Origin of the sequence: Roseovarius lutimaris (genome assembly GCF_900115165.1) — a bacterium.
GTDB lineage: Bacteria > Pseudomonadota > Alphaproteobacteria > Rhodobacterales > Rhodobacteraceae > Roseovarius > Roseovarius lutimaris.
Map to the genome: position 1 here is coordinate 33,908 of NZ_FOVP01000017.1, position 25,612 is coordinate 59,519.

Here is a 25,612-nt window from a genome sequence, read left to right on the forward strand (position 1 = left end):
TCATTTTGCGTTTGTTCCTAACGCGGATGGCGGCGCGCGGGTTGGTTTGCGCCGTGCGTTTCTGTCCGACCGGTTGTTTGAACGGTGGTTGCCCGTCCTGTTCCGGCGCGCCGCAAGAGGACAGACAGGCGGGCAAAGCTGTTTTGCGCTGATACAGATTCTTCCTCGGCAAGAAAACCATCAAGATCCCCCCAGATCCTGATCGCCTGATCCAGTTCAGGGTCGCTTCCATCGGCGTAAAGCCCGGCTTTGACCATGGTTTCGGATCTTGCATAGCTGCCCAACAGACCGCGCGCGCGTTTGATAAGGGCGTTTTCCTCTGCGCTTGCCGCATGTGGCAGGCTTCGCGATACCGAACGTAACAGGTCGATCGCGGGATAGCGCCCGCGTTCGGCGATCTGTCGGTCAAGGACCACATGCCCGTCCAGAACCCCGCGCAGAATATCGGCGATCGGCTCTTCCATATCAGAGCCTGCAACGAGAACCGTCAACAGCGCGGTGATATCGCCAGACTCGGCTTCGCCGGGGCCGGCCCGTTCGCAAAGCGACATGATCATATGCGCGGTTGAGGCCGGAAATCCGCGCAGCGCGGGCATTTCCCCTGCGGCGGTGGCCACCTCGCGATGCGCCTCGGCAAAGCGGGTGATGGAATCGGCCAGAAACAGAACCTGTTGCCCCTGATCCCGGAAATATTCTGCCACACTCATTGCCGCCCAGGCACAGCGCCGCCGAATCAGCGGTGATTGATCCGATGTTGCGGCAACGATCACCGCCCGGCTCATGCCCTCGGGGCCAAGCACGTTTTCAACAAACTCGCGCAATTCACGACCACGTTCGCCGATCAGGGCAATCACAACCACATCGGCCTGCATATTGCGCGCCATGTGACCCAACAGCATGGATTTGCCAACGCCCGAGCCCGCAAAAAGGCCCACCCGCTGACCCCGCACAATCGGCAGCACCGTATTAAAGGCCGCCATCCCGGTTTCAAGGCGCGGACCAAGGGCGCGGCGGCGCGCAGGAGCGGGGGGATCGGCGCGTAGAGCGCGGGGCTCTGGGCCGCGCAAAAGCGGGCGCCCATCCAGCGGCTCACCCAAGGGGTCAATAATGCGTCCGATCCAGCTTGCGGCGGGGGCAATTGTTGCGGCTTCAAGCAAAAGCACGCGGTCGCCTAGCGCCACGCCTTCGGGCGCCGAATCAGGTAAAATCAAAAGCGATGCGGTTTCAAGCTGAAGGACCTCACCGGTGAGAATGACGCCCGCACGCGTTTGGATGCGCACCCTGTCACCGAGCCGGGCTGCGCTGGAAAGGCCGCTAACACGCAGGGTATTGCCCTGTACGGCGGACACCCGCCCCATCGTGCGCACCGCCCGTAACGACGAGATTTCCGCATGAAGGCTATCTAGATTATTTCTGATCATCGGCCGCTCCAATCATTTCCTGAAAACAATTTCTAAAGGAATCAGGGTTAAGCCTTGGTTGAGGTTAATCGAGGGAGAAGCCCCGATGTTTGAAAAACTTGAAATCTTTCGTATGGCACAGGCAATGGCGGTGCATGCTGGCGCACGCCAGTCGCTTGTGGCCCAGAACATGGCGAATGCGGATACACCCGGCTATGCGGCGCGCGACATAAAGCCGTTTCAGACCCTTTATGAGGGCAATGAGGCCTCTTATGCGCCACGCGCCACCCGTGCGGGTCACCTGTTTGGTGACATGGGCGGGCGCGCCTTTGATCCGATAGTGGATGTGAATACCGTTGCTGATCCCAATGGCAATTCGGTGTCGTTGGAAACAGAGATGCTCAAGGCGGTTGATGTCAAACGCCAGCATGACCGTGCCCTTGCAATCTATAAATCTTCGTTGGGCGTTCTTCGCTCGGCGCTTGGCCGTCGATAGAGGAGCCATAACATGAGCGAATTTTCCAATTCACTGTCAGTTTCGGCAAGCGGTCTCAAGGCACAGGCACAACGGTTGCGCCATGTTTCCGAAAACATCGCCAACGCCGATACGCCGGGATATCGGCGAAAAACCGTGTCGTTTGAAACCGAGTTTGGTGGCCGGGATGCCACCGGTCGGGTCGAGACCGGTAGCGTCAACCTCGACCGTCGCGAGCTGGAACAGGTCTATGACCCCAGCCACCCATTGGCCGATGAAACCGGCCACTATTCTGGCTCGAATGTCGATCTGATGATTGAGATTGCTGACGCGCGTGAAGCGCAGCGCAGCTATGAGGCCAATTTGAAAATGTTCGATCAGGCCCGGCAAATGTCGGCAAGTCTGATGGACCTGTTACGTAGATAAAGGAGATCCAGAATGGATATCAGTGCGCTTAATGCTGTTCAGAAATATGCAGCCTCCCGCCCCGCGACCGAGGCTTTGCCCGGTCAGGGCGGGGCGGGCGAGGCCTTTCAGGACCTCGCCCGGGATTTTGCCGCCACTCTCAAAGAGGGTGAGGATACGGCCAAGGCCGCGATGACCGGCAAGGCCGATCCGCATGCCCTTGTCCAGGCCCTGGCGCAGACCGAACTGGCGGTTGAAACCGCAGTGACGGTTCGCGACCGGGTGGTCGAGGCCTATCAGGAAATCCTGCGTATGCCTGTCTGATCCGATGCTGGATGAGGTTCTCTTTTTCGACACCCTGCGCGAGGGGCTTTGGATTGCGGTCATCATATCGTTTCCGATCCTGACCGTTGCCTTGCTTGCAGGGTTGATCGTCGGCCTGTTTCAGGCGCTGACCTCGATCCAGGAAATGACCCTGACTTTTGTACCGAAACTCGCCGCGATCATTGCCGTTTTCTGGCTGTCCATGGGTTTTATGACCCAGACGCTTGTGACGTTCTTTCAGGACCGGCTGGTGCCATTGATAATAGGAGGCTGAGATGGAAAACGCAGGCTACACGACCCTGACCCGCCAATCCGGGCTTTTGCGCGAAATGCAGGTGGTGGCCAATAATATCGCCAATTCGGCCACGACCGGTTTTCGTCAGGAGGGGCTGATTTTCTCCGAATACGTCCAGGACGTCGAGGGCGGTGAATCACTGTCGATGGCGCGTGGCAATGTGCGCAACACCTCGATGTTGCAAGGCGCGCTGGCCCAGACTGGCGGCACGCTTGATATGGCGATCGAGGGGGGTGGTTTCTTTCTGATCGAAACGCCCTCGGGCGAGCGGCTGACGCGGGCGGGGAATTTCGTACTTTCCGCCGAGGGCGATCTTGTGACCAATGACGGGTTTCGGGTGCTTGATGCGGGCGGCGCGCCGGTATTCGTGCCCCCTGATGCGCGCAATGTGGGGGTTTCGCCCGATGGCACCCTAAGCAGCGATGGCCGCCCCCTGTCCCAGATCGGGCTGGTTCAACCCATTGATCGCAATGACTTGATCCGCGAAGACGGTGTCATGTTTCGCGCCGATGGCGGTTTTGAGCCGGTCGAGAACCCGCGCATTTTGCAGGGTTTTCTTGAGAACGCCAATGTCGATCCGATCAGCCAGATCACCCGGATGATCGAGATTCAGCGTGCCTATGAAATGGGCCAGAGCTTTCTGGAAACCGAGAATGAGCGCGTGATGTCCGCGCTTGATACGCTTACCCGCTAACCCAAGGAGACCGATATGCGTGCCCTCAAGATTGCCGCCACCGGAATGGCCGCCCAGCAGATGCGGGTCGAGACAATTTCGAACAACCTCGCGAATATGTCGACCACGGGCTATAATGCCCGGCGCGCCGAATTTTCCGACCTGCACTATCAACAGCTTAGCCGCGCCGGCACGATCAATGCCGCCGATGGCACGGTTCTTCCCACCGGGGTTCAGCTTGGCCTCGGCGTGCGCCCTTCGGCGGTGTCTGTCAATCTCGCACAAGGCTCGCTTTCGGCCACGAATGGCGATCTGGATATTGCGATCGACGGCAACGGTTATCTTGAGGTGACCCTGCCTTCCGGGCAGTCGGGCTATACCCGCGACGGCGGGCTGAAACGGTCAGCCGAGGGGTTGATTGTCACATCGGACGGCTTCCCGCTGGCGCCGGAAATCACCATTCCCGAAGACGCGCGCAGCATTTCAATCAACCCTGAGGGCGAAGTCTTTGGGTTTTTCCAGGACACCGCCGAGGCGCAATCGCTTGGCCAGCTAAACCTTGCCGGATTTACCAACCCCAAAGGGCTTGAAGCGATTGGCAGCAACCTCTTTACCGAGACCGAGGCCTCGGGCCCTGCCAATGTGACCACCGCGGGCGAGGACGGCTTGGGAACGATTCGCCAAGGTTATCTGGAGGATAGTTCGGTCGATCCGGTTCGTGAGGTTACAGAGCTGATCGAGGCACAGCGTGGCTATGAATTGAATGCCAAGGTGATTACCGCCGCGGATCAGATGCTTAGCGCTACCGTGCAGGTGCGGTGATGCGCATTCTGACAATTATTGCAGTGGCTTTGATGCCTTTACCCGGGCTGGCCGACACAATCGTCGCCGCGCGGACCATCCGCGCCAAGGAAATCATCGAGGCGGGCGATCTTTTGCTTAAGCCCGATGCCGGGGCAAGCGATGTCACCCTGCATGACCTGATCGGACAAGAGGCGCAGGTTTCGCTTTATGTCGGTCGCCCGGTGCGCGCCTCGGATGTCGGGGCGCCCGCCGTGGTCGAACGCAATCAGGTCGTGCCACTGATCTACGCGGCCAATGGTCTTCAGATCGTGACCGAGGGGCGATCGCTTTCGCGGGCAGGGGTCGGCGAATATGTGCGCGTCATGAACCTGACGTCACGGGCCACAGTCTCGGGGCGGGTGACGCGCGACGGTCAGATTCTGGTTTCACAATAGGAAATACGATGCCCAAGCATTCATTAAATTTCGGGGTTGGGGTGTTGCTGGTGCTTGGTGCCTGTGCGCGGCTCGATCACATTGGAAAACCGCCCAGCTTCACGCCAACTCAGAACTCGACCGAGCATGTTGCGATGTTCAATCCTGGCTTGCCATTGACCACGCAGGTTGAGAGCCCGCTTAATCGCGCCTCGCTCTGGAGTGGGGGCAAGCAGTCACTTTTGGGGGATCGCCGGGCAGCTAGACGCGGCGATATCCTAACGGTGGTGATCGAGATTGACGAAGAGGCGGAGATTTCGAATTCGACCGAGCGGTCACGCAACGGTTCGGAAAACCTGTCTGTTCCTGATTTCTTTGGCCTGCCTCAACGGATTGATCGCGGATTGCCCGAAGGCGCAAGCCTTGATCAGGCGGTGGGCCTTAATTCGTCAAGTCAATCCGGAGGCGATGGTAGTGTAAGCCGCAGCGAGGAGTTGACTCTGCGGGTGGCGGCAACCGTCATGCAGGTCTTGCCCAACGGTGTGCTGGAAATCCAGGGATCGCAAGAGGTACGGGTAAACTTTGAACTGCGTGAGCTTTTGGTGACCGGATATGTCCGGCCGGAAGACATCTCGCGGCAAAATGAGATCACCTATGACAAAATCGCCGCCGCGCGCATTTCCTATGGGGGCCGGGGCCAGATCACCGATGTGCAGCAGCCCCGTATCGGCCAACAGGTTCTGGATGCTGTCCTGCCGTTTTAAGAAACTCCATTGATGAGGGTCAGATGATCAAGAAACTTATTCCCGTGCTTCTGGCGCTTGTTGGTATCGGTGGCGGTATCGGGGCTGGTGTCGTGCTTAAACCCGCGCCCGCAGAGGTGGTTGAAACTCAGCCCTTCGGGACCGGGAAAATGGCCATCAAAGGCCATGACACCGCCGATGATCACGGTGATGAGGTGGCGATTGACACGCTGGAATACATCAAGCTGAACAATCAGTTTGTGGTTCCCATCGTGCATCAGAAAACGGTCACGGCCATGGTCGTGATGTCTCTGAGTGTTGAGGTAAGCCCCGACGCGGCAGATGCGGTTTATACGCGCGAGCCCAAACTACGCGATGGTTTTCTGCAAGTGTTGTTTGACCACGCCAATATGGGCGGATTCGACGGCGAATTTACCAGTGCAAGCAACATGGATGTTCTGCGCATGGCCCTGCGCGACGTGGCAAAGCGGATCGTCGGGGAGGCGGTGAACAGCGTATTGATCACGGAAATTGCGCGCCAGGACGTCTAAGCTCCGCTGCTAGCGGTTCCCAATCTGCTTTAACAAGGCCAGATCGGCCAACAGGCTCTCGCGTCGCACGAGGGCCTTTTTCGTATGTGCACCTGTGTCATCCGCAAGCATCTTGGTTGCGGCCTGATGTTTGCCAAAGGCGCGGCGCAACTGGCCGATCATCTGGCCTTTGCGGGCCAGAACACGCGCCAGCTCTGCCTGAAGATCGACCTTGCTGCGCCCGACCCAGCCCTGCCACAAAATATCAGCGCCGATCTGGCGTACCCCTTGCATAGCGGTATACGGCAGGTCGCGATTGGCGCGCCGATGCTCTTCCAGATCTGCCAAATCCTGACGTAGCTTGGCCTCTTGCAAAAGCAGGTCTTGCATTTTTGCGGTTTCTGCCTGGTAAAGCGCCTCGGTCAGTTTGGTGAGGTCCGAGAGTCTTTGGCTCATCCGAAACTCCGGGCTTTGCGGCGCATGCTGTCAGAGAACCGGATCGCGGCGGCCACAGCGCGGTAATGCGACGGATCGATCTCCTGGCCGATCTCTGTGCCGGCATGCAGCGCGCGCGCGGTGGGGGGATCCTGGCGCACGGGCACACCTTTTTCAAAGGCCAGATCGCGAATGGCGAGGGCCACGTGATCTACGCCCTTGGCGACGCAGACCGGCGCCGATCCCGGCGTGCGGTCCCATTTCAGGGCCACGGCATAGTGGGTCGGGTTCACGATCACGACATCGGCATCCGGCACATCCGCCATCATATGCTGTGCGGCGATCTCCATGCCACGCTGTCGGCGTTGCTGTTTCATATGCGGATCGCCTTCGTTCTGCTTGTGTTCGTCCTGGATTTCCTTGTGCGACATGCGTTGACGGCGAAGGTGATCGAAATGCTGCCACAGAAAATCGATCGCCCCGATGGCCAGCGCAATCAGCAAAACCACGAGCATGAATTCGATGATCATCTGCGCCATCAGTGCCCCGATGATCCGCGGCTCGCCATAGAGCGACCCGGCCATATCGGACAGGCGATAGCTAAGAAAAACACCCAGAAGAACACAGTAAAGGATCAGTTTCACAAAGCTTTTGGCGAATTCGAACAGGCCCGAGGGCCCGTATTTATTCTTGGCGTTCTCAATCGGGTTGATGCGAGAGAGTTTGGGTTCAAGCTTTGTTGGCGCCACAACGAAGCTGCGTTGTGCCAGAACCGACAGAAGGGCGGCAACGGCTGGCATCAGGAACCAGACCGCGATCCCAAGTATCACCGTTCCAAACAGCCCGCCAAGAGCCGGAGCCGCGGCGCCACCGCCAAAAATCAGGGCGGCAATGCGGGTAGGCTGATCAATGAGCACCATCAGGCCGGAGCTGACCTGTTCGACCGATGCGGCCCCTGCGGTCAAGGCCGCGAGGAGAAACCCGGCATAGGACCCCGCCGTGTTCAGGTCGGCGGACCGGGCAAATTCGCCCTTCTTACGGGCCTCGGCCAGTTTGTGCGGGGTCGCCTCGTGGGATTTTTCGCTGTCATCGTCGGGCCCGGCCATCATTGCGCTCCGAATGGGTTGGTGATGAAGGCCTGCAAGGCCTCGATCCAGACCGTCAGCATCATCGGGGCAAGTAGCATCAACATGAACAGCCCGGCAGCCGCGATCGCAGGCGCGCCGACAAAGACCACCATCAATTGTGGCATCGCCCGATTGATGATCCCGAGGGTGAGATTGTAAAGCACCGATACAAGAACAAAGGGTGCGGACAGGGTAAATGCGAAAGCAAAGGCATTGGCGATCTGTCGGATTCCCCATTGCGACAGTATCGCGGCCTCGGGCAAGCGGGCGACCGGGAAAACGCCATAGCTCAGCACCGCCATTTCCGCGACGCGGACGTGAAGATCAAGGATCATCGCAAGGGCCACCGCACCCGTCACCAGCACATGACCCATGGCCGGCAGGGGGGTGATGCTTGCGCCGCCAAGAATTTGCGACAGTGACGTGGATTGCGCGGCAATCGAGCCAGCAGTTTGCAACGCCAGAAGGAACAGGCGGACCCCGATGCCCATAAGCAAACCGATTGCCGTTTCCGGCAGGATCAGTCGCAGGATGTGAGGCGGGTTTTGCACTGTTTCAGCCAGATCGGGGCCCACCGCAGGCGCCACGATCACGGTAAAGGCGAGCGCCAGGGCAAGCTTTATGCGCAGGGGCACCGTTTCTTCGCCAAAGCCGGGGAAAAGCGCAATCACCGGGCCGACCCGCAGAAACACTATGAAATTCAGAAACAGGATATCCTGCGAAAGCTGCAAGATTTCCGGCACTCCAGTCATGCGGCGACCATCCCTACCAATGCGGGCCGGGCGTCGATACCGATTTCCTCAAAGGAGAGGACCGGCGCGGTTATATTTTTTGCCGAGAGCACCGTGCGCAGGAATCTGCGCCTGGCGGTCGAAGTGATGATCGCGGGGGCAATGCCCTGCTCACTGGCGCGATTGACCTGTTCGGCCACGGCGCCGGTCAGGGTGTTGAACAGCTCTGGTGGCAGAGCCACGTCTAGACGGCCCCGCTCACCATCCATCTGATAGGTCGAAAAGGTATCTTCCCATTCCGGCGCAAGCTGAATTAGCGGAAGGGTGCCATCGGGGCGTTGCAGGTTGGCGACAAGCTGAAACCCGAGGCGTTGCCGCACATGTTCGCAGATTGCCTCGGGATGAGCGTGAATCTGACGCCCTTCCACAGTGGCCTCAATGATAAGGGGCAGGTTACGGACCGAGACCTGTTCGGCCAGCAGAAGCCGCAGAATATGATGCAATAGATCGGCCGGCACCCGGTCGGGGATCATTTCATCCAGAAGCTTGCGGTTGGCCTCTGCACGGGTGTTGTCGGTCAGGTTGACCATTTCGTCCAGCAGGCGGCGCATCGCCTTCATGGTTAACAGGCGGCTCAGATTGCGGCGGATCACTTCAAGCAGATGTGTGGCAAGCACCTCTGTCGGGGCGACCAACGTCGTGCCGCCCAAGGCCGCGCTATCCTGATCCGAGGCTGAAATCCATCGGGCCGGGGCGCCATAGACCGGCTCTTTCACGTTCTCGCCCGATGGAAGGCCGGGGAAATGGTCCGGATCAAGGGCCAGAACATGGTTGGGGCGCAACGTCGCGTGAGCCTGTTCGACGCCCTGCACGCGTATCACATAGCTGCCCACGGCCATGCCCGGGTCATCGGTCAGGCGGATTTCGGGTAAGATCACACCGAAATTTGTCGCCACATAGCGGCGCATATTTTCGATGCGAGCGTCAAGTCCGATACCGGGATCAAGCACCATATTTACCAGATCCGGAGCGAATTCGACGTGAATATCGTCGAGCTCAAGAATGTCGCCCATGGATTTCTCTGGCAGGGTAACAGGTTTTTCATCGAGCGGTTTGGTTTGCTGCCGGTTGGCTTCATTGCGATAACTCACGAAGGCAATCGCGCCCAAGCCTATTCCGCCAATGATGAATGGGATAAATGGCAAGCCGGGAACAAGAGCGAACATCACCATCAAAATCGCAACCGTTGCCAGGGCTGCGGGGTGGCGCCCGAGTTGCGCCGAGAGCGCAAGATCGGTGGCGCCTTGGGCGCCGCCACGGGCCAACAAAAGCGCCGAAGCGATCGAGATCACCACGGCCGGAATTTGCGTTACAAGGCCGTCGCCGACGGTCAAAATAGTATAAGTTTCAAAGGCCTGGCCGAGAGGCATGTCATGTACGACCACCCCCATGATCAGCCCCATGACGAGATTGAGCAGCGTGATCAAAAGGCCCGCCATCGCGTCGCCCTTGACGAACTTCGATGCGCCGTCAAGAGAGCCAAAGAACGTGGTTTCCTGTTGTTCGCGTTCACGGCGGTCTTTGGCCTCGTGATGGTTGATCGCACCGGCCGACATATCACTGTCGATGGCCATCTGTTTGCCGGGCATCCCGTCAAGCGCAAACCGCGCACCCACTTCTGCCATGCGCGCGGCGCCTTTGGTGATGACCATGAAATTGACGATAAGCAGAACACCAAACACGACCAGGCCCAGAAAAACGCTGCCTCCCATAATGAAGTTGGCAAAGCCCTCGATGACCTCGCCGGCCGCGCCGGTGCCGGTATGTCCTTGGCCGATGATGAGTTTTGTGGACGACACATTAAGCGACAGTCGCAGCATCAGTGAGGCCAGCAAGATAGTCGGGAAGGCGGAAAAATCGAGCGGCTTCTCGATGAAAAGCGTGATCGTGAAGATCAGAATTGCCAGAGCAAAAGAGGCCGCAAGACCTACGTCGAGCATCCACGAGGGCACGGGCAGGATCATCATCACGATGATGGCCATGAGCGCCAGCGCCAAGAGAACCGTGGGTTGGAAAAGATCAGAGATCGACAGTTTTTTCATTTTTCAGGATCCATTCGTGCCCAAACCAAGAAGAGATCGCCCGGCGGATTGTCCAAGAGGCACCAGAGAGCCGATTGCGCGACGGGCCTGTGTTTGCTGGAGCAACGGAAAACTATTCCGGCTCTTGATCAAAGGCGGTGTCGATTGGATGCTTGCCAGTCGTGGCATCGGATGTGGGGCATCGGCCATGTTCTTGCGAATGTTGTCGAAGCGGGCCCGGTATTTTTCGGCGTATTTAGGGGTGCGGGAATGATAGGCCCCGGCGGCTCTGGACCAATCGCCGGTTTCGCCATGCAATTGGGTCAAGAAACGCGCTGCGTAGCGGGCATTTTCGATCGGGTCGAACATTTGGTCGATCGACCTGAAATTTTCGCCGTGCCATTTGAAATTGATCTGAAAGCAACCAACGTCGAAACTGCGGGCGCCGCGCCTGAATTCCTTGAAAACATAGGCGCGGGCGGCGTCTTCTGTTTCAAACCAATGGCCTTTGCCCTCCATATTGACGGTCCATGGCCAGGGTTGCAATTGCCCGCCACGAGCGCGCCCGGTTTCGGTACGTGTGATGGATCGTAGTACCGACAGGGGGACATTCGTTTCCTGTGCCACCTGTCGCGCTGCGGTGTCACATACCATTTCTGTTGTTGCGGCTGCCACAGACGGAGATGACAACACCAGAAATATCAGGGTAAGTCGCTGGACAGCGAGAGATTCCAGTCGCGATTTGAGGGGGGGCTTGATCCAACTGAAACGTCTTGAAACCTTGGTGAGTTGGGTTTCCATGCGGTAGCGCAGAACGGTCAAAGGCTTCGATCGCAAGGTATTTCCCCTTCCATTCCATGGCGTTCTGCCGTGGTTGGATGATGATTACGCAGGGGGTCTTTAAATTTGGTAACCGTGAATCAGATTGTTTAGCTCTCGGGCGCCTGCGGTCCGGGTTTTGCCACCAGAAGATTGCCAAGAATGGCGCGCGCCTTTGCGCTGTCCTCCAGCAAGCGACGGCTCTGGGCCAAAACTCCGGTTGCTATTGACTCGGATTCGGTTTCGTCCCCCTGCATCATGCGCGCTACGTTCTGTAGGAGCGGATCCTCCGAGGTGCTGACCTGCTCCCAATCTTCGGCCAGCCAGGCGGCGTTTTGGGCCTTGTCCGGTTGATTGCTGGCCTTGAAGTATTCTGATGCAGCGCGATGTTCGCCTGCCAGTTCGAGCGCCTGCGCGCGAAGCGCATCGGCCTCTGGCCCGTCTAGGCCGATCAATTCGACCTCTGCCTGGCGGGGCTGGTTCTGTGCCAAGGCAATTTCCGCTCGGATTAACCGGTGAGAGCGGCCCTCCGGGCCAGGTGTCGGCGCCGAAACAAATTCCAGTGCAGCAGTCTCAAAGCCGTTGTCCAGAAGGCGTTTTGCAACCGCAGCGGCAATTTCAGGTGCAAGGTTCCCGGCGTGCCTTGCATGACCTGCAAGCGTATGACGCAAAAACGCAAGGTCATCCGCGTTGTCTGTCAGGTATTCTATCAGGGTTTGCTGGATCATATCATGGCTGTCAGGGGCGAGATCGGATGAGAGACGATCAAATTCTCTAAAGGACTGATCAAACGCCCCGGAGGCTGCCAAAGCAGAGATATAGGCACGTGCAAGGTTTTGACCCAATTTGGCACCACGGTTTTCCTGGGCATAGGCCCCGGCCAGCTGGGCAAGGTCGAATGAGATTTCCTGTTTCGCGGCGAGCCGCTTATTGATGAGTTTCAAGACCGCATCAGCAGAGGGTTCCGCATTGCTTTGTGCGACAGTTTCAAGTTCGCTCGTCGCCTCTTTTGGGTTGCCCTTGGCCTCGGCCAATTCGGCCCGTGCCATGCTCGCGCCAGCGGTTTTTTCCGGTTGGTTGCGGTCAATCATCCGCAATATCTGGTCGGCACTTTCAACGTGCCCGGCGCGTGTCAGTCTGCGCGCCAGAAGCGGCCCGAGGTAAAGTCGCAGGTGCCGTGGCAGGGCGGCAAAGTTGCGTTGAATTGCCTTAAGGTCGATCGCGCTGTCGTTTGGCAACGTCTCGTAGGACAGCGCCGACCAGAGTGCCGCCGCAGTCTTGCACCCCAGTTGACCGGCAAACAAAGACCCTTGCGGCGCATGGCCGTCATCAAGAATGACCGCCATTTCAGAAAGAACATCCTTATGTGGGGCATCTATTTCGACAAGGCCGAGGATCTGCCTGGTTTCGTGCCCGAACCCGAAATAGGCATAAAGGCGGGCCAGGTCCAGGGCGACGGTCACATCCGGGGTGTCAAACTCGCCCAAAAGGCGCCCGCTTAACGCGCCGATCTGTTGATGGAATGGGGTTTCGTCCCCCCAGCCGGGAAGGGCGATCAAATCGTCTGCAATACAGGCCGGATGTCCGGACAGCGAAAAATTACCCTCGATATGGGCGCGGATTTCCCGGTCGATGCTGGATTGCGCGTGCAGATTGAGATTTGCCGGTAAGGCCGAGGGCGTCTCGTGTTGCGGTTCAGGGGCGACCGCTTTCGCAGGCACCTGCGCCAGGTCATGCGCGGCGCCCTCAGGGGCGGGGCTCTGGCGAGGGCGCGTTGCACGCTTTGGAGTCAAAAGCCCCTGCGTTGCGGCACGCGCCAGATTGTTGAGCAATTCGGCCTGCATCCGGGGGAGATTTGCGTTTGGAGGGGGCGTGGCTTGGGCCGCGGCGTTCCTCGGGCCATGTGCTGTATCGCCATTGTGGTGCGTGCCAAGCCCAGAATCGTGCTGCGCAACCATCATCGCGGCGGCCGCAGATGCCGTTTCCGGATTCACCTTGAATGTTCCCGCAACGCTTGCCTGCGGAATCGTCAATGACCGGTTTGACGGAGTCATAGGAGCGGGCGTTGTCGCATTCTCTGCAAGATCCAGAACAAGCATTGTCCGGTCATTCCAGAACGGTCGAAGTGTGCAATTGCAGCCAAACTTTAAGTCCAGCCGCGCGGCGCCAGTTGGGGCCGAGATATCTTCAAGCCGGTCGCGCGTCACCCTGTTGAAGACTTTGCTTGTGTCGAACGCCACGTTGCTTTTCGGGAAGGCCACTGACGCACCGCTTTCAGTGCTTTCAATCACCCACTCAAGCCGCTCCGGCAGATTGAGGACGAGCCGCGTAAAGCCGTCATGAGCCCCAGAGCGTATTGAGACGGTTTGAGCATAGGCAGATTGCGCAAAGGCGACGAATAGAAGAAAACTCAGGGTGCGGGCGATCATGCGGCATCCTTTTTGACGCTTTTAAGCGCCTCTTCCAGATCGTTGAAACTTGGCCGATTGTGTTGCGGCGTGTTTTGGCGACCCACCTCAATACAGATGTTGGTTGCGTGATTGTACAGATTGGCGACCAGAACCTCGCGGATGAGTTTGTAAAACTGCGCGTCCTCGTCGACGACATCCTTGACCTTGGCGGCGAATGGGCCAACCAGACCGTAGGACAGAAAGACGCCCAGAAATGTGCCGACAAGCGCGCCGCCGATCATTTTCCCCAGAATTTCCGGCGGCTGGTCGATTGCGGCCATCGTTTTGATAACCCCAAGCACGGCCGCCACAATCCCGAGGGCGGGCAGGCCATCGGCCATGGTCTGTAACGCGTGGCTGGAATGCTGAGCATGATGTTGGCTTGCTTCCATCCGCTTTTCCAGAACTTCCTCTACCTGATGGGGATCGTCATAGTTCATTGACGCCGAACGCAACGTATCACTGATAAGTGCGATGGCCTCTTTGTCGGTCAGAATTTTCGGGTACTTACCGAAAATCGACGATTCATCGGGCGCCTCGATATGTTCTTCGATGGCCACCGGATTCTGGCGGCCCAGACGAATGAGCTCAAACAACAGGCAGAGCAGATCGCGGTAATCGGAGGGTTTCCATTTCGGGCCTTTGAACACCTTGCTGAGATCTTTGATCGTATGTTTGATGGCCGGTCCATCGTTGCTTATCAAAAAGGCCCCAATGGCTGCGCCGCCGATCATCATCAACTCGAAAGGCAATGCCTTGAGGATGATGCCAAGCTTGCCCCCGGCGGCCAGGTATCCGCCAAAGACCATGACGAAAATGACCACAATGCCAATGATACCAACCATAGTTTTCTCCGCCACCAATTGTTGTGATAAATCTGACAGTGCCGGGTTAAGAAACCCTGAGTTTTTGCGATTTATTCGCTTGGAACATTCGCATTTCGACCGGCCAGAACCACACTAAAGGTATGGGCGGCGCCCGGACTAAGGCCCGCCATGACGGCGGCGGCGATTTCGGGGCGCATGCGGGCAAGAAATCCTGCTGCGAAATGGGGGTCCATTTCCTCGAACAGGGCTGCTGCCTGCTTTGGCTTCATGTTTTCATATACTTTGGTAAGCCGTGTCAGATCATCCTCGGCTGCGGTGTCGGCAAGGGCGAGCGTCTGGCGTAGCTCTTCTTCGGCGGTGGTGAGGGCCGCCATTTTGCGCTCGATTTCCTGATCGGCCACGCGCAGGGCCTGCATGCGATCGCGCAATGCAAGTTCGCGTTCTTGCAGGCGCGCCTCGCGGTCCTGGAACGCGGTCAGCATCAATTGAAGATCCTCAGGTGTTTCACAGGATTGAGAAGTGGCATGCGTGGCGCTCGCCTCGTCTTGCGCAGATGAGGCCCGTGCAAAGGCGTGACCGGCGCCATCGCCCAATCGAATCACCGCTGAACCCAGCAAAAGAGTGGTGATCATGAAGAGGGCGCCACGCCCCGGTGCGCGCCGCTTGCGGCCTGGTTTCTTCTTTGAGGTCTTCATCGTGCCAGCTCATCTGACATTTCCTGATGTCGTTTGAACACCGGCCCGGAAACAGGGTCTGGCTGCGGCGCTTGGGGCGCAGGCTGTACATGCCGGGTAGGTTCCGGCAGATCGTGCATGGATGCCATCAGAAGTTCGAGCCGTTTGGCCACGCCTTCCGCACGCTCGGTCAATGCCTCAAGCGACCGGGTCGATTCGTTGGCGGTTGATTGCGCCGCGCGAAGGGTTTTGGTCAGGTCATCAACCTGGGCCGATAGCACGGCCACCGCCCCCCCCATGCCGGTTTCAAGATCGTTGAAGCGGCTAAGACGACGCGCCAGGATAAAGCAATAAAACCCGGCCCCGACTGCGCCTGCGACCAGCAGGATATCTGCGATCAGTTCCATAATTTCTGTCCTCAGTTTAGTACAAATTCCATGATCAGCAGGTCATTCACCCGCTCACCACCCGTTACAATCTGAACCCGGCGCAGCATCTGTGCGCGCAGTCGCACAAGGGCGGTATTGTCCTCGATATCTGCCAGATTAAGGGCGCGCAGATAGTTGTTGAGCACATCCACTACCCTTGGCATCAACTGTTCGACTTCGGCCTTGTGCGAGGTCTTCACCTCAAGTTCTGCGCGAAAGCGCAAGTGATGTTTTTCGCCGTCATTGGCCATGGAGATCGTCAATGGGTCCACGGGCACAAAGGCCACATCAGGCATCGTTGCGATCTCGGGCGCGTCCACCTTGTGGCCGGTGTCGAGCGCCGCAGCATCATGGCCGTCGCCCAAGGGCAACATCCCTGAATAAACGGCGAAAAACCCGCCGCCGCCGCCGACCAGGGCCAATACCAGCCCCAGAATCAGCGGCAGCTTCGAGGTTTTTTTGCCTGTGGTCTCTTCTGTCTCTTTCGGCTCTGCCATGCTGCTTTCCCGTATGTTTCGGTAAAGCCAATATAGGCCGACAGAAACTAACCGATTGTTAAGCCTGATCAGCGAAAGATGACTTCAGCGAACGGCAGAACGCCGCAGACCAGGAGGCAAAGAATTTGCAGCAGATCGTACAGCTCTGGCAATCACTTGATAATCGTCGCCGTATCATCGTGGTGGGCGCAACTGCGGCCATGTTCTGGACGGTGCTGGCCCTGGCACGCATGGCGTCAGAGCCCAGTATGACCCTGCTTTATGCGGGTCTTGAAAGCAGTGCCGCAGGCGAAGTGGTCGCGGCGCTGGAACAGCGTGGCGCGACCTATGAGGTGCGCGGCGGCGCGATTTTCGTTGATTCGGCACGGCGCGATGAACTGCGTATGACCCTTGCGGGTGAGGGGCTGCCAAGCTCGTCCTCCAAGGGATATGAATTGCTTGACGGATTATCCGGCTTTGGCACCACATCGCAGATGTTCGATGCCGCCTACTGGCGCGCCAAAGAAGGCGAACTTGCGCGCACCATCGTCTCGCACCCCGGTATTTCCAACGCCCGCGTTCATATTTCTTCGACCGGCTCGAACCCGTTTCAACGCGATATCCGCCAGTCGGCCTCTGTTTCAATCACAACCAGTGGCGGCGGGATCACCCCTAAACATGCCCGGGCCTTGCAATTTCTGGTGGCCTCGGCGGTGACCGGGCTGACCCCCGAAGAGGTGTCGATCATCGACGCTGACGGTGGCTTGATCGGTGCCACCGAAGAAGCGCCGAGCAATACCGCCGATGACCGGGCCGAAGCCCTGCGTCAGCGCGCTGAACGCCTGCTTGAGGCGCGGGTCGGGCACGGGAATGCGGTTGTTGTGGTCAGTGTCGATACGGTTACCAAGACCGAATCGATCCGCGAGCGCCGGTTTGATCCCGAAGGCCGGGTGGCCATCAGCACCGATAGTGAAGAGCGCAGCAATACGTCCTCCGATGAGGGCGGCGGCGATGTCACCGTGGCGTCAAACCTTCCTGATGGGGACGGCGCGCAAGGGGGCGCGTCTTCCAGTGAAAATAGTGAAACCCGTGAGCGTGTGAATTATGAGGTGTCCGGCACCGAGCGCGAAATCACCCAAGGGCCCGGCGCCATCAAGCGTCTGAGCGTTGCGGTGCTGATCAATGAAATTACAGCCACGGATGATGTCGGCGTCACGACGTTTGTGCCCCGGTCCGATGAAGAATTGGCCGCCCTGCGCGAGCTTGTCTCGTCGGCGGTGGGCTATGACGAAGAGCGCGGCGATGTGATCACTCTCAAGACAATGCAGTTTGAGCCGCTCGAACCAGGCGGTACCGCGGCCAAGGCCGGGCTTTTGGATCGTCTGGTGATTGATGCGATGTCTCTCATTCAGGCGCTGGTCCTGGCGGTGGTTGCGCTTGTCCTGGGTCTTTTTGTGGTGCGCCCGATTCTGGCGCGACCGGTGGGGCAAGCCCCGGCGCAGATCGCCGCCGCGCCCAGTTCCGCCCCCGCCGAGGGCGCAAGTGCCGATCTGACCCCGCTTACCGGGGAAATTGACGACGGTGAGTTCGACGAAGCCGCGCTATCCCTCGTCTCGGATCGCGGACGCGGTACGGCGGAGGCGGGCGATCTGGCCGCACTCGACCGCAGCAGCGAAGATCCGGTTGCGCGCTTGCGAAATCTGATCGGTCAGCGACAGGATGAAACCGTCGAAATTCTACGCAACTGGCTTGAAGGCGAAGAGGAGAATGCGTGATGTCGATCGCTCACCTTTTGGATGATTTCGGCGCCTATGCGCGTGGAACACCGGTCTCTATCACGGATGTTTTTCTGGAAGAACAAAGGCTTGAAGCTTTTGAGAAAGGCTATCAGGCCGGGTGGGATGATTCCGTGAAATCCCAGCTCGAGGAGTCGCGCCGGATCACGGCCGATTTTTCCCAGAACCTGCAGGATCTGAGTTTCACCTATGAAGAGGCCTATGCGGCAATCATGGAGTCATTGCGCCCGCTTCTGGAACAGATGATTGGCGCGGTGCTGCCACGCCTTGGCCAGGAGACCCTGGCGCCGCGCCTGATTGAAATCCTGCATGACATGGCGCGTGAGCATGGGCGCCAAAAGGTCGAAATCGCAGCCGCGCCAAGCGATATGACCTTGCTGGAGAACCTGTCCGAAGAGATGCCGGATCTGCCGATCACTCTGGCCGAAGATGCGTCGCTTTCCGGTGGGCAGGTTTACCTGCGTTTTGGCGAAACTGAGCAGCAAATCGACCTTCAGGATGTGTTGCAGGGCATTGATCGCGCACTCTCCGGATTTTTCGAACAAAACAGAAAGGCTACAGCATGAAGGATGAAACGCCGGGTCAAAGCGAAAGGCCTGCCAATGATCTGTCCAACCCGTTTTCGTCGGTTCCGATCGAAATCACGATTTCGGTCGGCAAGGCGCGGCCGTTGATCCGCGACCTTCTGAAACTGGGCAAGGATGCCGTTCTGCCGCTTGACCGGCGTGTTGATGACGCGGTTGAGCTTTATGTCGGGGAACGGCTCATTGCCCGGGGTCAACTTGAAGAGCTTGATGGCGATCAACAGGGCCAATTGGCCGTTCGCCTGACAGAAGTGGCCAATCTGCAAGACGGTCTGGGATGAACCGCGCCGTTCTTGTCGGTCTTCTGGCGGTGGCGGGGCTCTGGCTTGTTGCGGCCCCCGTCTCCGCGCAGGAAATCTCGATTTCCCTGGGGGATGAGTCCTCGATTTCGGCACGCACGATCCAGCTGATTGCCCTGATCACGGTCCTGAGCCTTGCGCCGGGGCTTGCAATCATGATCACCTGCTTTCCGTTCATCGTGACGGTGTTGTCGATCCTTCGCCAAGGCATCGGCCTGCAACAATCGCCGCCCAATATGCTCATCGTCAGCCTCGCATTGTTTCTGACCTATTTCGTGATGGAGCCGGTGTTTATCGCGGCCTGGACCGAGGGTATTGATCCGCTTTTGCAAGAACAGCTCTCACTTGAGGTCGCGATTGAGCGTGCGATTGAGCCGTTTCGGGTGTTCATGGCGGGGCGTGTGAAACCCGATACCTTTGCCGCCATGGCCGCGTTGCGCCCCGACGCGGCAACGATTCCAATCGGAGCGGAAGCGCCGCTATCGGTCTTGGTGCCCAGCTTCATGCTGTCGGAAATTGCCCGTGCATTTCAGATCGGGTTTCTGGTTTTCATGCCGTTCCTGATTATCGACCTTGTCGTGGCGGCGATCCTCATGTCGATGGGGATGATGATGGTGCCGCCGGCGATTGTGTCGCTTCCCTTCAAGCTTGCCTTCTTTGTCATCGCAGACGGCTGGACGCTGATCGCCGGAAGCCTGGTGCGCGGCTATATGTAGGTCCTGGCCTTACGCCGCTGAGCGACAGCGGGGGCCCAAATTCTTGTGCTCTACACGGCGGCGCTCTGAAAAAAAGGGCCCGCCGTTTTCCTTTGGCAGGCCTCGTGGCATGAAAAGAGGGGCGAAGCATTGTTAAGCCTCGCCCCTTACGGTGTTGGAACCCCTTAATGTCGTCGCACCCGCGGCGCGCTTCATGCTGTGCGCCGGGGCGGACAACCCGCGTGGCGTTATCGCACCACAAACTCGGCATGCAGGGCGCCTGCGGCCTTGATGCTTTTCAGGATGTCGATCATGTCGCGCGGGGCAACCCCAAGCGCGTTCAGACCGGCAATCACTTCTGAGAGAGACGTGCCCGGCCGCACCTCGGCCAGGCCGATCCCGGGTTCTTCCTGAATGGTGGCCTCGGTGCGTGGCACAACCACTGTTTCGCCACGGGCAAACGGGTTGGGTTGCACGGCCAAAGGTGTTTCCTGAATGCGCAGGGTCAGGTTGCCTTGCGAGACGGCCACCCGCGAGATGCGCACATCCTCTCCCATGACAATCGTGCCAGAGCGTTGATCCACAACCACGCGGGCCTTGCGCTCGGGTTCAACAAGCAGGTTTTCAATCCGGCCAAGTGCATGCGCCGGTGAGGCCGCGCGCATGCCGGCAATATTCAACCGCACGGTGCCGGAATCGAGCATCGCGGCAACACCACGCCCCACGGCGCCGTTGATGACCCGTTCTATTCGTGCGGCGGTGGTAAAATCGGGCTCTCGCAGGGCAAGGCGGATCGTATCGAGCGTGGCAAGCTCAAAGTCGATCTCGCGTTCAATTCGGGCACCTGAAGGGATCGTGCCCGAGGTTGGCACACCTTCCACCACGCCGCCTGCGTCGCCCTGCGCGGCGACACCGCCCGCGATGATCGTGCCTTGGGCCACGGCATAGATCTGGCCATCGGCGGCATTGAGCGGTGTCATGATCAAGGTCCCACCCAAGAGGCTTTTGGCATCGCCGATCGCAGAGACAGTTACATCAATCTGTCCGCCCGCGCGCGCGAATGCCGGAAGCTCGGAGGTAACAAAAACGGCGGCGACATTCTTGGGACGGAACTGTTCGCCAGACACGTTGATGCCCAGACGTTCCAGAATGTTCGACATGATTTCCTCGGTGAACGGGGCATTGCGAATGCCGTCGCCAGTGCCATTCAGCCCGACGACAAGACCGTAGCCAACAAGATCATTGCCCCGAACGCCGTCAAACTCGACAAGATCCTTGATCCGGATCGGGCTTGCGTTTGCAACGGTAATCATAAGGCCCATGCCCAGGGCAAGACCGGCGACAAGCGTTCTAAAAATCATGACAGGAAATTTACCAGGTTCAGGCGCGATGCGCGCGCGGTTAGCGTGTAAAGCGTCTCAAGTTGAAACTGAACTTGTTCCAGATCTGCGGCGGTTTCGAATACGTCGATTGAAACAAGGTCGTTGCGCGCGATTTCCAGGCTCGTGATCTCGGCCCCGATCCGGGTTGAGGATTGGTCAATCCGCGCCTCGGCAACGCCCAAATCGGCGCGCAGCGCCGTTAGCCCGTCCTGCTGTGTCAACAGGGCCTCGCTCGCGCTCCGGGCAAGCGCCCGGCGATCTTCGGTTCCAAGGGCCAGGCCGGGGTCGTCGACAAGCGCCGCAAGTACCGTTTGCTTTATGAGGTTGCGCAGCACGGGATCGTCGGCGCGAATATCAAGCGCCACAGATTCGCCGTCCCCCAACTGGTACGCGGAAAGATCGCTTGACCCGCCCTGATAAATCGAGGTCTCGAACGCGCCGCCGGGGGTGTCAAAAAACGTATCCAGTTCGCTTAGCACCGCCACGGCACTTGTTGCGCCGACTATTGCGGTGCGCACCTCGTCAAGCACCTGATCTGCCGGGGCAAGAGAGGTGCTATCGGTCGCGGATCCCGAGAAAAGCGCGCGTCCGGCAACATCTGTGTTGAGGGCGCCAATGATTGATCCAAGCGTGCCTTTGGCTTCGGTGGACAGGGTGCTGAGTGGTACGCCGCCGCTGCCAAAGCCGACCGTGATAGCAGAGTTTGCAAGATCGCTCGCAAGGCTCTGGATAAAGCCAAGCGAAGTCTGCATCGTGGTGGCATCTACGGTCGCTTCGCGCGCAGCGGTGCGATGGCTGTCCTGAAGGACCAAAGCGTGCTCGACATCCGCCAGGTGAAGAAGATTTCCCGAAAGATGTTGTGTCAGGTCAGCCGCTTGCCCGCTGGTAAGCTCCACCGTGAGGCGGTCCATCTGTTGTTTTAGGTTAACGCTTTGGCGGTTCAAAGCAAATGCTTGGGCCATATCACCTATACTTCGCAAATTCATGGTCAAATCCCCAAAAGTGTTTGCATCATGTCGTCGATCGTCTGGAGCATGCGGGCGTTCGCGGAAAAGGCCTGTTCGACCAGCAAAAGACGCTGTAGTTCGGCGTCGCTATCGACGCCATCTGCCAGTTCGAGGCTGCGCAATTCGCTGGCCTGAGTGGTGGCAAAGCTCAGTGTCTGTTCCTCAGACAGCCGGTCTTGCGCGGCTTGTGAAACCAGCGTTGCGATCTGACCGGCGGCAGAACGCGCGGTCGGTCCAAGCGCATCCGATGAAAGCGCGCGGTTTTCGCCCAACACAGCGCTGAACGATTGCAGCAGGGCACCGTTGCCCGCAGGGCCGGGTGCAGTCGCGCCAAGACCATCACGCAGACGAAACAGGGCGCCCCCCTGGTCCGGATCAACCGCAGTGTTCAGTTTGATCCGACCGGCAAGTCCGACTTCATTGGCCGGGTCAAATGTGGCGCCTGCGTCGGTGAAGAGACCCGGCGCGCCAGGCGCAAGGCTTGGGTCGAGGCCGGCCTGTTGAAAGCGTTCGACGATATCGCGCGCCACGGCATCGACGCCGCTTTGCGCCTCGACCGCGAGGGTGTCGCGTACATCGAAAAGCGCGGCCAGTTGGCCACCGGCGAGGGGCCCGCGGTCACCACCGATGTTGACGTTGTTGCCATTGATCTGGATTCCGGACAAAAGCCCGTTCTCCAGCGTCATATGCGGCGCCACAATCGCCGAGGGTTCGAATTCAAGCTTTGCCGGAAGACCATCAAGCAGCAGAGCGCCACCGGTGGTGACAAGGGCGACGGCGCCGTGATCCCGTGGCAATTGCCGCAACGGCAAAAATTCTGATAGCCCGTCAATGATCTGTTGGCGCTGATCCTCAAGCGGGGCTGTGGCGCGGCCATTGAACAGGGCTTCGGTGATTTGAATATTCAACGTGCTGACCTGTTCAAGGCCGGTGTTGATGCTGTCCACGGTGCGGGCGATATCGGTGTCGGCGCGGCTGCGCAGGCCTTCGATCTCATCGGAAATAGAATTCAGACTTTCGGCGAGGCGGGTGGCATCCTGAACCACAGTTTGGAGGCGGTTTGACTCTTCCGGGCGCGTGCTTGCGGTGACAAGGTCGGCCTCAAACGTGGCGAGATTCGTGCTTAACGCTCCTGGGTCGCCCGGCGTTCCCAAGGCTCGCTCGATCTGAGCGGCGAAGTTGGTGCGGGTTTCCGCTGCCGCCAGGGCACTATCGGCAAGTCGGCGATCACCCAAAAGGGCGTTGTCCACATGCCGGGTAATGCCCACAACAGACACGCCGCGCCCGTCGGGTTGCGATGCGAGACTGATGTCGCGCACAGCGTAGCCTTCGGTGAGCACATTGGCGAGGTTAGCCGACACGACGTCGGCCGTGCGAGAGCTGGCATTCAAGCCACTGAGAGCGTTTGACAGGGCTCCTGAAATCGTCATGTCGGTCCCTTTCCTTTAACTGGTGATTGCGCTGGGCCTTAGCGTTTGATGTTGGTGGTTTCCTGCAACATCTCATCGACGGTCTGGATCACCTTGGCGTTCGACGAATAGGCCCGCTGGGTCTGAATCATATCGGTCAATTCGCGGGCCACATCGGTGGCCGATTCCTCGCGTGCGAAGGACACAATGTCACCGGTCGGCCCGTCACCGGCATTCCACAAGAAGAACGATCCGCTTTCTGGCGAGGGCAGATAGGTTTGCTGATCCATGGCGACAAGGCCGTTGGGATTGGGCAGGTCGACAAGTGGCACCTGATAGATAACGCGTGTGACCCCGGTATCAAACGAGGCACGAACAAAGCCGTTTTCATCCACCTGTGCCGAGGTCATGTTGCCCACGGGCGAGCCATCCTTGGAGATCGACAGCGGCGCGAAGCTATTGGAAAGCTGAGTCAGCCCGTCTGACGTACCGAGCCGACCGATATTGATCTCGATCGGTCCGCCGTCGACGTCCACGATGACCCGACCGGTGGCTGGATCATAGGGCCCGCCCGACAGAGTCGCCACATCAAAAAGCGTGCCACCGGTTGCGCGGGCGTCATCAAAGGTAACTCGGTACTCACCAATCAGGGCGTTGTCCTGCGCCGAATCTGTGAGGCTCACGGTCCATTCATTCGATGATCCCGTGACGGGGATAGTTGGGGTAAAGGTGATCCCGATTGTCTCGGATATCCCGAGATTGTCGAAATATTCCACCGAGAGCTGTTGTGTTTCACCGGGCGCATCAAACGAGGTTTCTGTCGCGGGAAGGTTAATGCCAAGATTGACGGATGTCGTCGGCTCACCTGTCAGTTGATTGACGTTAATTCGGACCGGTTCGAGGCCGCCGCTGGTATCGCGTGGAAATTCCGGCACGGTGCCATCCGGGTTGGCCGGCCAGCCCATCAGAACGAGACCGGATTCGGTCACAAGCAGGCCGTTTGCGTCCGTGCGGAACGATCCGGTTGTGGTTAGCATCATTTGCGGGTCACCAGTGCCGACGGCAACCTCGGTCGCCGAGGCAACCGGAATAAATCCGCGACCGCGAACCGCAAGGTCGGTCGGATTGGATGTGCTGACGAGCGAGCCACCGTTGTCGACAAGGCGTTGCGTGGATGACCGTACACCGCCGGCCGCATAGCTGCCGCCGTTTGACGAAATGACAAGTGATTCAAAATTCGCCTCGACCCTTCGATATCCAAAGGTGGCCGAGTTTGCGATATTGTCGGAAATCGCGGCAAGCCGCGTGGCATTCGCGTTGAGCCCCGCCACACCGGCATTGAGAGAGGATGAAATAGTCATGGATACGCCTTTCTGCTGCATCGACCAAAGTTGGCATCCAGCAATAAGCGCGTACCTTTAACAGGCAGCTAATAAATAAAATGCGTTCTAATTCTATCGTCGGTCTGATCGTAAAAGGACCACCTCAAGTCGATTATTGCGTAGCGCCATCGGGTTTGCGACCACCGGTTTACGGTCGGCATGTCCGGTCACGCGATGCATGCGCTGCGCGTCGATTCCGTCATCTTCAAGCATCTGGCGCATTGTGTTGGCGCGCGCCGACGACAGATCCCAGACCGGGTTATCCGCAACCATGATCGGCAAAGCTCGGGTATGGGCCGCCACGGCAAGGTTGTTCTCAACCAGGTTAGACACCGACGCGATAAGAGCGGCCAAATCGCGCAATAGCGGTGTTGGAACTGTGGTCTGGGCCTCGAAAAGCCGGGCGTCGGCAAGGTCGAACAGTTCGATCACCAGCCCCTCGTCGGTCACCCGCGTCAGAATATGACGCAGCGTGGTATCCGCGACCATGCTTTCGCCACCGCGTCCGGTCAGGGCCGCTTCGATGCTGGCGAAGGCTTCGGCGTCGGCTGTTGCCTCGGCGTTGACGGGGCCTTCGGTCAGCAATCCAATGTCGCCGCGCGCTATTTGACTCGCCGATGCAAAGGCCTGCGATGCGCCGGTTCCGTTCTGCGGCAGAGTGTCTTCGGCAAACATGCTGTCGCCTCCAAAGGCGCCATCGCCGCCGCCGGAAATCCGGTTGATCGGAATCGTCGGGCTGAAATAATCCGAGATGCCCTTGCGTTGTTGTTCCGTTGTTGCGTTCAGCAGCCACATCAGCAGGAAAAAGGCCATCATGGCCGTTACAAAGTCCGCATAGGCAACTTTCCAGGCACCACCATGATGCCCACCGCCAGCGATGACCTTTTTCCGTTTGATGATGACTGGCGCCGCATTGCTATGCGCGCTCATATCCACCACCTTTGTTAC

At 58.7% G+C, this 25,612-nt stretch carries 29 protein-coding genes; 13 read left to right on the forward strand and 16 right to left on the reverse strand.

Annotated elements, in window-relative coordinates:
- Window positions 1-17 precede the first annotated feature (17 nt).
- Window positions 18-1,421 (reverse strand): FliI/YscN family ATPase, encoded by a 1,404-nt coding sequence (locus tag BMZ91_RS14860; protein ID WP_177193882.1) that lies wholly within the window; start codon window positions 1,419-1,421, stop codon window positions 18-20.
- Between the two features lie 85 nt (window positions 1,422-1,506).
- On the opposite strand from BMZ91_RS14860, the gene BMZ91_RS14865 reads away from it, so the two are divergent.
- Genes BMZ91_RS14865 through BMZ91_RS14905 form a run of 9 tightly spaced genes read left to right on the forward strand, consistent with a single transcriptional unit; the run spans window position 1,507 to window position 6,083 of the window.
- Window positions 1,507-1,896 carry a FlgB family protein gene (locus BMZ91_RS14865; RefSeq protein ID WP_092840630.1) on the forward strand — a complete coding sequence of 130 codons (390 nt, stop codon included), beginning with the start codon at window positions 1,507-1,509 and terminating at the stop codon, window positions 1,894-1,896.
- Window positions 1,897-1,908: 12 nt separating this feature from the next.
- Window positions 1,909-2,301 (forward strand): flagellar basal body rod protein FlgC, encoded by a 393-nt coding sequence (flgC, locus tag BMZ91_RS14870; RefSeq protein WP_092840633.1) that lies wholly within the window; start codon window positions 1,909-1,911, stop codon window positions 2,299-2,301.
- A gap of 12 nt (window positions 2,302-2,313) precedes the next feature.
- On the forward strand, window positions 2,314-2,604 hold the full coding sequence (gene fliE / locus BMZ91_RS14875) for a flagellar hook-basal body complex protein FliE (RefSeq protein ID WP_092840636.1): 291 nt from the start codon (window positions 2,314-2,316) through the stop codon (window positions 2,602-2,604).
- 4 nt (window positions 2,605-2,608) lie between these two features.
- Window positions 2,609-2,878, forward strand: coding sequence for a flagellar biosynthetic protein FliQ (locus tag BMZ91_RS14880; protein WP_092840639.1), 270 nt, complete (start codon window positions 2,609-2,611; stop codon window positions 2,876-2,878).
- Between the two features lies 1 nt (window position 2,879).
- The gene (locus BMZ91_RS14885; RefSeq protein WP_092840641.1) at window positions 2,880-3,593 is read left to right on the forward strand and encodes a flagellar hook-basal body complex protein; all 714 of its coding nucleotides are present in this window, start codon (window positions 2,880-2,882) and stop codon (window positions 3,591-3,593) included.
- Between the two features lie 15 nt (window positions 3,594-3,608).
- Window positions 3,609-4,394, forward strand: a complete 786-nt coding sequence (flgG, locus tag BMZ91_RS14890; protein ID WP_092840644.1) for a flagellar basal-body rod protein FlgG — start codon at window positions 3,609-3,611, stop codon at window positions 4,392-4,394.
- Complete coding sequence (flgA, locus tag BMZ91_RS14895) at window positions 4,394-4,810, forward strand: flagellar basal body P-ring formation chaperone FlgA (RefSeq protein ID WP_092840647.1); 417 nt, start codon at window positions 4,394-4,396, stop codon at window positions 4,808-4,810. Before flgG ends, flgA begins: the two co-directional genes overlap by 1 nt.
- Window positions 4,811-4,818: 8 nt before the next feature.
- Window positions 4,819-5,553 carry a flagellar basal body L-ring protein FlgH gene (gene flgH, locus BMZ91_RS14900; protein ID WP_092840650.1) on the forward strand — a complete coding sequence of 245 codons (735 nt, stop codon included), beginning with the start codon at window positions 4,819-4,821 and terminating at the stop codon, window positions 5,551-5,553.
- A 23-nt stretch (window positions 5,554-5,576) separates the two neighbouring features.
- Window positions 5,577-6,083, forward strand: coding sequence for a flagellar basal body-associated FliL family protein (locus BMZ91_RS14905; RefSeq protein WP_092840653.1), 507 nt, complete (start codon window positions 5,577-5,579; stop codon window positions 6,081-6,083).
- Between the two features lie 9 nt (window positions 6,084-6,092).
- Here BMZ91_RS14905 and BMZ91_RS14910 read toward each other — a convergent pair whose 3' ends face one another.
- The 10 genes from BMZ91_RS14910 to BMZ91_RS14955 form a co-directional block, all read right to left on the reverse strand.
- On the reverse strand, window positions 6,093-6,518 hold the full coding sequence (locus BMZ91_RS14910; RefSeq protein ID WP_092840656.1) for a hypothetical protein: 426 nt from the start codon (window positions 6,516-6,518) through the stop codon (window positions 6,093-6,095).
- Window positions 6,515-7,603, reverse strand: a complete 1,089-nt coding sequence (locus tag BMZ91_RS14915) for an EscU/YscU/HrcU family type III secretion system export apparatus switch protein (protein WP_092840800.1) — start codon at window positions 7,601-7,603, stop codon at window positions 6,515-6,517. The genes BMZ91_RS14910 and BMZ91_RS14915 overlap by 4 nt, the downstream gene beginning before the upstream one ends.
- On the reverse strand, window positions 7,603-8,376 hold the full coding sequence (locus tag BMZ91_RS14920) for a flagellar biosynthetic protein FliR (RefSeq protein ID WP_092840658.1): 774 nt from the start codon (window positions 8,374-8,376) through the stop codon (window positions 7,603-7,605). Before BMZ91_RS14920 ends, BMZ91_RS14915 begins: the two co-directional genes overlap by 1 nt.
- Entirely contained in the window at window positions 8,373-10,457 is a 2,085-nt protein-coding gene (gene flhA, locus BMZ91_RS14925; RefSeq protein ID WP_092840659.1) for a flagellar biosynthesis protein FlhA, read from the reverse strand. The genes BMZ91_RS14920 and flhA overlap by 4 nt, the downstream gene beginning before the upstream one ends.
- Before the next feature lie 3 nt (window positions 10,458-10,460).
- Window positions 10,461-11,273: a transglycosylase SLT domain-containing protein gene (locus BMZ91_RS14930; protein WP_342741955.1), complete on the reverse strand. Its 813-nt coding sequence runs from the start codon at window positions 11,271-11,273 to the stop codon at window positions 10,461-10,463.
- A 92-nt stretch (window positions 11,274-11,365) separates the two neighbouring features.
- Window positions 11,366-13,684 (reverse strand): hypothetical protein, encoded by a 2,319-nt coding sequence (locus tag BMZ91_RS14935; protein WP_092840662.1) that lies wholly within the window; start codon window positions 13,682-13,684, stop codon window positions 11,366-11,368.
- Window positions 13,681-14,550: a flagellar motor stator protein MotA gene (motA, locus tag BMZ91_RS14940; RefSeq protein ID WP_092840664.1), complete on the reverse strand. Its 870-nt coding sequence runs from the start codon at window positions 14,548-14,550 to the stop codon at window positions 13,681-13,683. The genes BMZ91_RS14935 and motA overlap by 4 nt, the downstream gene beginning before the upstream one ends.
- A gap of 71 nt (window positions 14,551-14,621) precedes the next feature.
- Window positions 14,622-15,227, reverse strand: coding sequence for a MotE family protein (locus BMZ91_RS14945; RefSeq protein ID WP_092840666.1), 606 nt, complete (start codon window positions 15,225-15,227; stop codon window positions 14,622-14,624).
- Window positions 15,224-15,613 (reverse strand): hypothetical protein, encoded by a 390-nt coding sequence (locus BMZ91_RS14950; RefSeq protein ID WP_092840668.1) that lies wholly within the window; start codon window positions 15,611-15,613, stop codon window positions 15,224-15,226. The genes BMZ91_RS14945 and BMZ91_RS14950 overlap by 4 nt, the downstream gene beginning before the upstream one ends.
- A gap of 11 nt (window positions 15,614-15,624) precedes the next feature.
- Window positions 15,625-16,131, reverse strand: coding sequence for a flagellar basal body-associated FliL family protein (locus BMZ91_RS14955; RefSeq protein ID WP_092840670.1), 507 nt, complete (start codon window positions 16,129-16,131; stop codon window positions 15,625-15,627).
- 125 nt (window positions 16,132-16,256) lie between these two features.
- Here BMZ91_RS14955 and fliF point away from each other — a divergent pair, with 125 nt between their 5' ends.
- Genes fliF through fliP form a run of 4 tightly spaced genes read left to right on the forward strand, consistent with a single transcriptional unit; the run spans window position 16,257 to window position 19,505 of the window.
- A complete protein-coding gene (gene fliF / locus BMZ91_RS14960) occupies window positions 16,257-17,885 on the forward strand; it encodes a flagellar basal-body MS-ring/collar protein FliF (protein ID WP_092840672.1) in 1,629 nt (542 codons plus the stop codon).
- A complete protein-coding gene (locus BMZ91_RS14965; RefSeq protein WP_092840674.1) occupies window positions 17,885-18,472 on the forward strand; it encodes a FliH/SctL family protein in 588 nt (195 codons plus the stop codon). Before fliF ends, BMZ91_RS14965 begins: the two co-directional genes overlap by 1 nt.
- Window positions 18,469-18,771 (forward strand): FliM/FliN family flagellar motor switch protein, encoded by a 303-nt coding sequence (locus tag BMZ91_RS14970; RefSeq protein WP_092840676.1) that lies wholly within the window; start codon window positions 18,469-18,471, stop codon window positions 18,769-18,771. The genes BMZ91_RS14965 and BMZ91_RS14970 overlap by 4 nt, the downstream gene beginning before the upstream one ends.
- Window positions 18,768-19,505 carry a flagellar type III secretion system pore protein FliP gene (gene fliP / locus BMZ91_RS14975; RefSeq protein ID WP_092840678.1) on the forward strand — a complete coding sequence of 246 codons (738 nt, stop codon included), beginning with the start codon at window positions 18,768-18,770 and terminating at the stop codon, window positions 19,503-19,505. The genes BMZ91_RS14970 and fliP overlap by 4 nt, the downstream gene beginning before the upstream one ends.
- 227 nt (window positions 19,506-19,732) lie before the next feature.
- On the opposite strand, the gene BMZ91_RS14980 is transcribed toward fliP, so the two are convergent.
- The 5 genes from BMZ91_RS14980 to BMZ91_RS15000 form a co-directional block, all read right to left on the reverse strand.
- Window positions 19,733-20,845: a flagellar basal body P-ring protein FlgI gene (locus tag BMZ91_RS14980; protein WP_092840680.1), complete on the reverse strand. Its 1,113-nt coding sequence runs from the start codon at window positions 20,843-20,845 to the stop codon at window positions 19,733-19,735.
- Window positions 20,842-21,828: a flagellin gene (locus tag BMZ91_RS14985; RefSeq protein WP_245736403.1), complete on the reverse strand. Its 987-nt coding sequence runs from the start codon at window positions 21,826-21,828 to the stop codon at window positions 20,842-20,844. Before BMZ91_RS14985 ends, BMZ91_RS14980 begins: the two co-directional genes overlap by 4 nt.
- Before the next feature lie 26 nt (window positions 21,829-21,854).
- On the reverse strand, window positions 21,855-23,303 hold the full coding sequence (gene flgK, locus BMZ91_RS14990; protein WP_092840684.1) for a flagellar hook-associated protein FlgK: 1,449 nt from the start codon (window positions 23,301-23,303) through the stop codon (window positions 21,855-21,857).
- A gap of 38 nt (window positions 23,304-23,341) precedes the next feature.
- Complete coding sequence (locus tag BMZ91_RS14995) at window positions 23,342-24,643, reverse strand: flagellar hook protein FlgE (RefSeq protein WP_245736405.1); 1,302 nt, start codon at window positions 24,641-24,643, stop codon at window positions 23,342-23,344.
- A gap of 93 nt (window positions 24,644-24,736) precedes the next feature.
- Window positions 24,737-25,594, reverse strand: a complete 858-nt coding sequence (locus tag BMZ91_RS15000; RefSeq protein ID WP_092840688.1) for a flagellar motor protein MotB — start codon at window positions 25,592-25,594, stop codon at window positions 24,737-24,739.
- Window positions 25,595-25,612 lie beyond the last annotated feature (18 nt).

Excerpts from the sequence above, each read along its gene's own strand:
- BMZ91_RS14985 (WP_245736403.1), bottom strand. The coding sequence starts at position 21,828 with ATGGCCCAAGCATTTGCTTTGAACCGCCAAAGCGTTAACCTAAAACAA.
- flgG (WP_092840644.1), top strand. The coding sequence starts at position 3,609 with ATGCGTGCCCTCAAGATTGCCGCCACCGGAATGGCCGCCCAGCAGATG.
- BMZ91_RS14945 (WP_092840666.1), bottom strand. The coding sequence starts at position 15,227 with ATGAAGACCTCAAAGAAGAAACCAGGCCGCAAGCGGCGCGCACCGGGG.
- flgC (WP_092840633.1), top strand. The coding sequence starts at position 1,909 with ATGAGCGAATTTTCCAATTCACTGTCAGTTTCGGCAAGCGGTCTCAAG.
- motA (WP_092840664.1), bottom strand. The coding sequence starts at position 14,550 with ATGGTTGGTATCATTGGCATTGTGGTCATTTTCGTCATGGTCTTTGGC.
- BMZ91_RS14965 (WP_092840674.1), top strand. The coding sequence starts at position 17,885 with ATGTCGATCGCTCACCTTTTGGATGATTTCGGCGCCTATGCGCGTGGA.
- BMZ91_RS14935 (WP_092840662.1), bottom strand. The coding sequence starts at position 13,684 with ATGATCGCCCGCACCCTGAGTTTTCTTCTATTCGTCGCCTTTGCGCAA.
- BMZ91_RS14860 (WP_177193882.1), bottom strand. The coding sequence starts at position 1,421 with ATGATCAGAAATAATCTAGATAGCCTTCATGCGGAAATCTCGTCGTTA.
- BMZ91_RS15000 (WP_092840688.1), bottom strand. The coding sequence starts at position 25,594 with ATGAGCGCGCATAGCAATGCGGCGCCAGTCATCATCAAACGGAAAAAG.
- BMZ91_RS14980 (WP_092840680.1), bottom strand. The coding sequence starts at position 20,845 with ATGATTTTTAGAACGCTTGTCGCCGGTCTTGCCCTGGGCATGGGCCTT.
- fliE (WP_092840636.1), top strand. The coding sequence starts at position 2,314 with ATGGATATCAGTGCGCTTAATGCTGTTCAGAAATATGCAGCCTCCCGC.
- BMZ91_RS14915 (WP_092840800.1), bottom strand. The coding sequence starts at position 7,603 with ATGGCCGGGCCCGACGATGACAGCGAAAAATCCCACGAGGCGACCCCG.
- BMZ91_RS14970 (WP_092840676.1), top strand. The coding sequence starts at position 18,469 with ATGAAGGATGAAACGCCGGGTCAAAGCGAAAGGCCTGCCAATGATCTG.
- BMZ91_RS14955 (WP_092840670.1), bottom strand. The coding sequence starts at position 16,131 with ATGGCAGAGCCGAAAGAGACAGAAGAGACCACAGGCAAAAAAACCTCG.
- BMZ91_RS14865 (WP_092840630.1), top strand. The coding sequence starts at position 1,507 with ATGTTTGAAAAACTTGAAATCTTTCGTATGGCACAGGCAATGGCGGTG.
- flhA (WP_092840659.1), bottom strand. The coding sequence starts at position 10,457 with ATGAAAAAACTGTCGATCTCTGATCTTTTCCAACCCACGGTTCTCTTG.
- BMZ91_RS14995 (WP_245736405.1), bottom strand. The coding sequence starts at position 24,643 with ATGACTATTTCATCCTCTCTCAATGCCGGTGTGGCGGGGCTCAACGCG.
- BMZ91_RS14950 (WP_092840668.1), bottom strand. The coding sequence starts at position 15,613 with ATGGAACTGATCGCAGATATCCTGCTGGTCGCAGGCGCAGTCGGGGCC.
- fliP (WP_092840678.1), top strand. The coding sequence starts at position 18,768 with ATGAACCGCGCCGTTCTTGTCGGTCTTCTGGCGGTGGCGGGGCTCTGG.
- BMZ91_RS14880 (WP_092840639.1), top strand. The coding sequence starts at position 2,609 with ATGCTGGATGAGGTTCTCTTTTTCGACACCCTGCGCGAGGGGCTTTGG.
- BMZ91_RS14920 (WP_092840658.1), bottom strand. The coding sequence starts at position 8,376 with ATGACTGGAGTGCCGGAAATCTTGCAGCTTTCGCAGGATATCCTGTTT.
- BMZ91_RS14885 (WP_092840641.1), top strand. The coding sequence starts at position 2,880 with ATGGAAAACGCAGGCTACACGACCCTGACCCGCCAATCCGGGCTTTTG.
- flgK (WP_092840684.1), bottom strand. The coding sequence starts at position 23,303 with ATGACGATTTCAGGAGCCCTGTCAAACGCTCTCAGTGGCTTGAATGCC.
- BMZ91_RS14910 (WP_092840656.1), bottom strand. The coding sequence starts at position 6,518 with ATGAGCCAAAGACTCTCGGACCTCACCAAACTGACCGAGGCGCTTTAC.
- flgH (WP_092840650.1), top strand. The coding sequence starts at position 4,819 with ATGCCCAAGCATTCATTAAATTTCGGGGTTGGGGTGTTGCTGGTGCTT.
- flgA (WP_092840647.1), top strand. The coding sequence starts at position 4,394 with ATGCGCATTCTGACAATTATTGCAGTGGCTTTGATGCCTTTACCCGGG.
- BMZ91_RS14905 (WP_092840653.1), top strand. The coding sequence starts at position 5,577 with ATGATCAAGAAACTTATTCCCGTGCTTCTGGCGCTTGTTGGTATCGGT.